The following is a 4,779-nucleotide window of genomic DNA, read 5'->3' as shown; positions in this document are numbered from 1 at the left end:
GGGTAGTTCCCGACGCCCGTCTGGAGTTCACCGTCGACGACGACCCATCCCTGTTGGTCGCCCGGCAGGTCGTATACGTAGACGCGGTCGGTGTACTCGTTGAAGTTCCACCCACCGACCCACCAGGAGTTCGTCCCGCGGAGTTCGGTCGTCACGGTGAGGCGCGTCGTCTCCGGACCGTCGTACTCGACGAAGAGCATGGTATCGTACGAGTAGCACTGTGTCTCGTCGGCGTCGTGTGGCCACTCACACGGGACTGCCCGTGTGTTCGACCGTGGGTTGAGGAGCGGTTCGACCCGTTCGGGTGACTTCGTGTCGATAGACCGGTTCGTCGTCAGGTCGGCGTCGACTTCGACAGCATCGTGTTCGACGCGAACTGTCTCGGAGTCGTTTCGAACGTACTCATCGGCCGGAATTTGCTCCCAGCGCACGAGTCGGTCGTTTTCGACGACTGGCCGGTGGTACGTCGGTTCTGCGGGTATCTCGTCTGCGTGAATCCTGAGCATCGGACCGTGTCTGGTCTGGACGACTGCGTACGACCACGTGTCCGGTTTCAGGTACTCGCGTGTCTCGACGACGGTTCCGATGTCCGACGTGCCGTCGTGGACCGGCAACGGGACGAAGAGAGTCACGTTCGAAATCGGTTCGTCCGCCGAGACGCGGACCGTGTAGTCGTACTCACTGCCGTACGAATCGAGGAACGAGAGTCGTCCGACGGCCCACAGACCGCCACCGACGACGGCGAGGACGACGAGGGCGGCGACTGCCACGATGCCGAGTGTACGTGTTCTCATTGTAACCACCTGATGAATCCAGTCAGCGCCTCGATGCGCTCGGGAGGATACCCTTTCGGTGGTCGATATATCGTCCCCGAGTGGATGTACTCACCACACAGTTCCAACTGGGTGAGAACGTCCGTCGTCGCGCACAGTCTATCGAATCTCACCACTCGTCTGGGTCGTCCGCGTCGTCGGCGTCGGCGCGCGCCGGATGGCCGTGACGAATCTCCCGACCAGCACCAACCCGGCGAGGCTGAACGCAGCGAAGATGGCCACCTGTGGGAGGACGATGGCCTGTCCGTCGCGGGCCATGAAGACAATCATCGACAGCACTGCGAGGCCGAGTGTCGTCGCCTTGACGAGGAGGACGCCGGTCAGTGCGTACCCGCGAGTGTCACCGCGCCAGAGCCAGTACGCAGAGAGGACTAGGCCGGGCAGGAACACGGCGAGGTCCAGTGTGTGGATGACGTTCACCGGAACGCCCATCTCACGGATGCTCACGGGGACGGTTCCGCCCACTGTCGCGGGGAGAATCTCCGAAAGCCACAGTCCCCCGACGACGACGGCGACGACCATCTGAAACACGACGTACGCGCGCACTGGGTGGTCACCCATCCGCTCACGAAGCGTCACGGTGTCGAGTCGGAGCAATCCGCCGACGAAGGTGAACAGCGTGAGTGCGAACAGGGCGACGTAGACGAGATACAGTTCGTTGAACGCCGTCATGAACGCGTACGAGGCGTACGTGTACAGGAGGTAGCCGGTCACGCCAAGCCAGACGACGTACCCGCTTTGTGACCCGCGACGTGCGAGCGAGAGTGACCCCGCGAGGACCGGAAGCGCGACGACGAGCGTCAGCGCGTCTTGTCCGTACACCTGCGCGACGAGCGCAGGCGCGTCACGGTAGAAGTCGGGGACGAACAGTCCGACGAGGGTCGCAGCGGCGGCTAAGACGAGCGTCAGCGCCGACGCGACGACGTACGGTCGCGGGACCGAGACAGCAGTATCCGACTGCGACGCTGGACTCTCGACTGTACTCACGCCTGTGTCCCCTCCGACTCGCCACCGGCCGACACGTCGCCAGTCTCGACTAAAGACGCGAAGTCCGCGGCGAACGCCTCGACTTCGTCCCAGTCGGTGTACTCGTAGTCGCGCGAGGTGTCCGTGTCACCAGTCGCATCCTTCGCGATGCGCTTCATCAACAGTCGGGTGATAAAGCCGTACTCCGAGTACCGGAGTGCACCCCCGAACGCGGCGATTCTGTCCGGGTGCCACCCGGTCTTCTCGACGAACTCGTCGATGTACGACGCGGCCTCTGCCTCTCGCTCTTCGTCACCGACGGCAGACGAGAGCGACACCTGGAAGAACGCGTTCGGTCGGGCTTCGAGTGTCTCGTGATTCTCGCGGACGAACGCGTAGACGGGTTTGGCGTGCTTGCCCATGTGAATCGACGACCCGACGAGTATCGCGTCGAACGTTGCCGGGTCCACGTCCGCAGGAATCGACCCGGCCGAGACGGCGGTGGCGTCGTGGCCACGGCCGTCGAGTACGTCCACGAGTCGCTCCGATACCTTCGCTGTCTGTCCTTCGCTACTCCCGTATACGACGAGGAATGACACCATCTACGGTCACCAAGTGAGTATTCGTCGCCAGTGGGCATAATGGCCGTTTCAGACTCTCAGCCTCCGGGAACGGCGATGGCGTCGAGGTGGGACGCCACGAGATGTCGAGTCTACCACACTGTGAGAATCTGAATCGGCCCTTTTCTCCGTGAGAGGTGTCTGTAACGATATGAGCAACTTCTGGACTCGACAGTGGCCGAGTCGGAGGAACGTTCCGCGCTCCGACCCCCTCACAGGAGGATGGTGACTGTGCCCGCCATCCAGACGACTGGGTTGACGAAGCGGTACGGCCACGACGTGTACGCAGTCTCCGACCTCTCGTTGACGGTCGAAGAAGGCGAAGTGTTCGGCTTCCTCGGTCCGAACGGGGCCGGGAAATCGACGACCATCGACATGCTGATGGACTTCGTCCGACCCACTTCGGGGTCGGCGACCATCCTCGGGTACGACGCGCAAGACGAGGCCGAGGCGATTCACCAGCGCGTCGGTATCCTCCCGGACGGGTACAGTCTGTATCACCGCCTCTCGGGACGCAAGCACATCGAATTCGCCATCTCGTTGAAGGAGAGCGACGACGACCCAGACGAGATTCTCGCTCGCGTCGGATTGGACGCGGAGGCGGCGGCCCGGCCTGCTGGAACCTACTCGAAGGGTATGAGTCAACGTCTCGCGCTTGGTATGGCGCTCGTCGGAACCCCCGACGTACTCATCCTCGACGAACCGTCGAGCGGTCTCGACCCGGACGGCATCCGCGACATCCGAACGCTGGCCCGTTCCCACGCCGACGCCGGTGGAACGGTGTTCTTCTCGTCACACATCCTCAGTCAGGTCGAAGCGGTGTGTGACCGCGTCGGCATCCTCTCGCGTGGGCGACTCGTCGCCGTCGACACCATCGACGGCCTGCGCGAATCGGTCGGGACTGGCGCGACGATTACGCTCGCCGTCGACACACAACCAGTCGGTGTCGAGTTCGACGACATCGACGGCATCACCGACGTCGCACTCGACGGAAGCACCGTCAAAGCGACGTGCACAGACCCAACCTCGAAGGTCACACTCGTCGACCGAGTCCGAGAGGGTGGCAGTCGCATCCTCGACATCGAGACGCGTGAGGCGTCGCTCGAAGACCTGTTTTCGGCGTACACGCACCCTGTGGACGAACCGATGGTCGTGGAGGCAGAACGATGAGTTGGTCTGTCATCGCGGCCAAGGAGTTCGACGACGCGGTCCGGTCGAAACTGCTCTGGGGACTCGTCACCGTCGTCGCTCTCGTCATGGGTCTCACGTCGCTCGTGCCGCTTCTCATCCCGGAGTTCGACGGGTCTGTCCTCCTCGGACTCGGCGCGGCCACGGAGTTCGCCGCCATGCTCGTCCCAATCGTCTCGCTCGTCGCGGCCTATCTCGCCATCGCCGGTGAGCGCGAATCTGGAAGTATCCGCCTCTTGCTCGGCCTCAAACCCACCCGTGGGACGGTCATCCTCGGAAAGTTCGTCGGTCGGAGTGGTGTCGTCGTCGCCGGCATCGGCACCGGCGTTCTCATCGCCGGCCTCCTCGCCTTCCTCGTCTACGGCGAACTCCCCGTCGCGACGTTCGGACTGATCGTACTCTTGACCGCTGCGCTCGGTGTCTCCTTCGTCGGCATCGCTATCGGTATCTCCGCCGCGACGGCCACTCGTGCGAGAGCGATGACGCTCGGCATCGCCGTCTACCTCGGATTAGCGCTCCTCTGGGACCTCGTCCCGCAGGGTGCTCACCTCGTCGTCCTCGGTGAATTCCCGTCGTCGACGGTCCCAGCGTGGTACATCCTCGTCGAGGGTCTCAGTCCCTCCGGTGCGTACAGTGCGCTGGTGACCGCGGCGCTGAGTGCGAACAATCCAGCGATACCCGGTGCCGAAGCACTCGTCGGCGGGGCAGTTCCGTTCTACGCCCAGTGGTGGGTCTTTGCCCTCGTCCTCGCGGCGTGGACCACGATTCCACTCGTTCTCGGGTACCTCGTCTTCCGTCGAACCGACCTCAACTGACGAGTTCCCCGGTTGCTGTTTTCCCCACTCGTGTAACCATTCCACCAACAACTGTTTTGACGACTCGGTCGAACACTGACTAATACAACCAATGAATATTCAGATGGATACGTACCTCGTCACACAGTCGACCCTGTCAGAGACGCGGTCGACGGTGGACGTGGTTTCGGCCGCACTCGAGGGCGGCGTCGACGTCGTCCAACTCCGTGAGAAGAACGTCTCCGCCCGCGAGCGATACCACCTCGCCCGCGAACTCCGTGCGATGACCGCCGACGCCGGTGTCCCACTCGTCGTCAACGACCGCGTGGACATCGCCGTCGCAGTCGACGCGGACGGTGTTCACCTCGGCGACGACGA

General features: G+C 63.2%; 6 protein-coding genes. 3 read left to right on the top strand and 3 right to left on the bottom strand.

Features of this window, described 5'->3' with window-relative positions; genetic code table 11:
• The 3 genes from AUR66_RS08585 to AUR66_RS08575 all read right to left on the bottom strand — a co-directional run.
• Window positions 1–794 (bottom strand): hypothetical protein (locus AUR66_RS08585; protein ID WP_058572040.1); only part of this gene is annotated, 794 nt, incomplete at its 3' end.
• Window positions 795–932: 138 nt separating this feature from the next.
• A complete protein-coding gene (locus AUR66_RS08580) occupies window positions 933–1,820 on the bottom strand; it encodes a hypothetical protein (protein ID WP_058572039.1) in 888 nt (295 codons plus the stop codon).
• Entirely contained in the window at window positions 1,817–2,401 is a 585-nt protein-coding gene (locus AUR66_RS08575; RefSeq protein WP_058572038.1) for a flavodoxin domain-containing protein, read from the bottom strand. Before AUR66_RS08575 ends, AUR66_RS08580 begins: the two co-directional genes overlap by 4 nt.
• A 240-nt stretch (window positions 2,402–2,641) precedes the next feature.
• On the opposite strand from AUR66_RS08575, the gene AUR66_RS08570 reads away from it, so the two are divergent.
• From AUR66_RS08570 to AUR66_RS08560, 3 genes are all read left to right on the top strand, one after another.
• Window positions 2,642–3,589: an ABC transporter ATP-binding protein gene (locus AUR66_RS08570; protein WP_058572037.1), complete on the top strand. Its 948-nt coding sequence runs from the start codon at window positions 2,642–2,644 to the stop codon at window positions 3,587–3,589.
• The gene (locus AUR66_RS08565) at window positions 3,586–4,422 is read left to right on the top strand and encodes an ABC transporter permease subunit (RefSeq protein WP_058572036.1); all 837 of its coding nucleotides are present in this window, start codon (window positions 3,586–3,588) and stop codon (window positions 4,420–4,422) included. Before AUR66_RS08570 ends, AUR66_RS08565 begins: the two co-directional genes overlap by 4 nt.
• A gap of 103 nt (window positions 4,423–4,525) precedes the next feature.
• Window positions 4,526–4,779: thiamine phosphate synthase (locus AUR66_RS08560; RefSeq protein WP_197409709.1), on the top strand; the 254-nt coding region annotated here is incomplete at its 3' end.

Source organism: Haloferax profundi, from assembly GCF_001469865.1.
In the GTDB taxonomy this organism is placed as follows: Archaea; Halobacteriota; Halobacteria; order Halobacteriales; family Haloferacaceae; genus Haloferax; species Haloferax profundi.
This window is presented reverse-complemented; position numbering and strand designations above follow the sequence as displayed.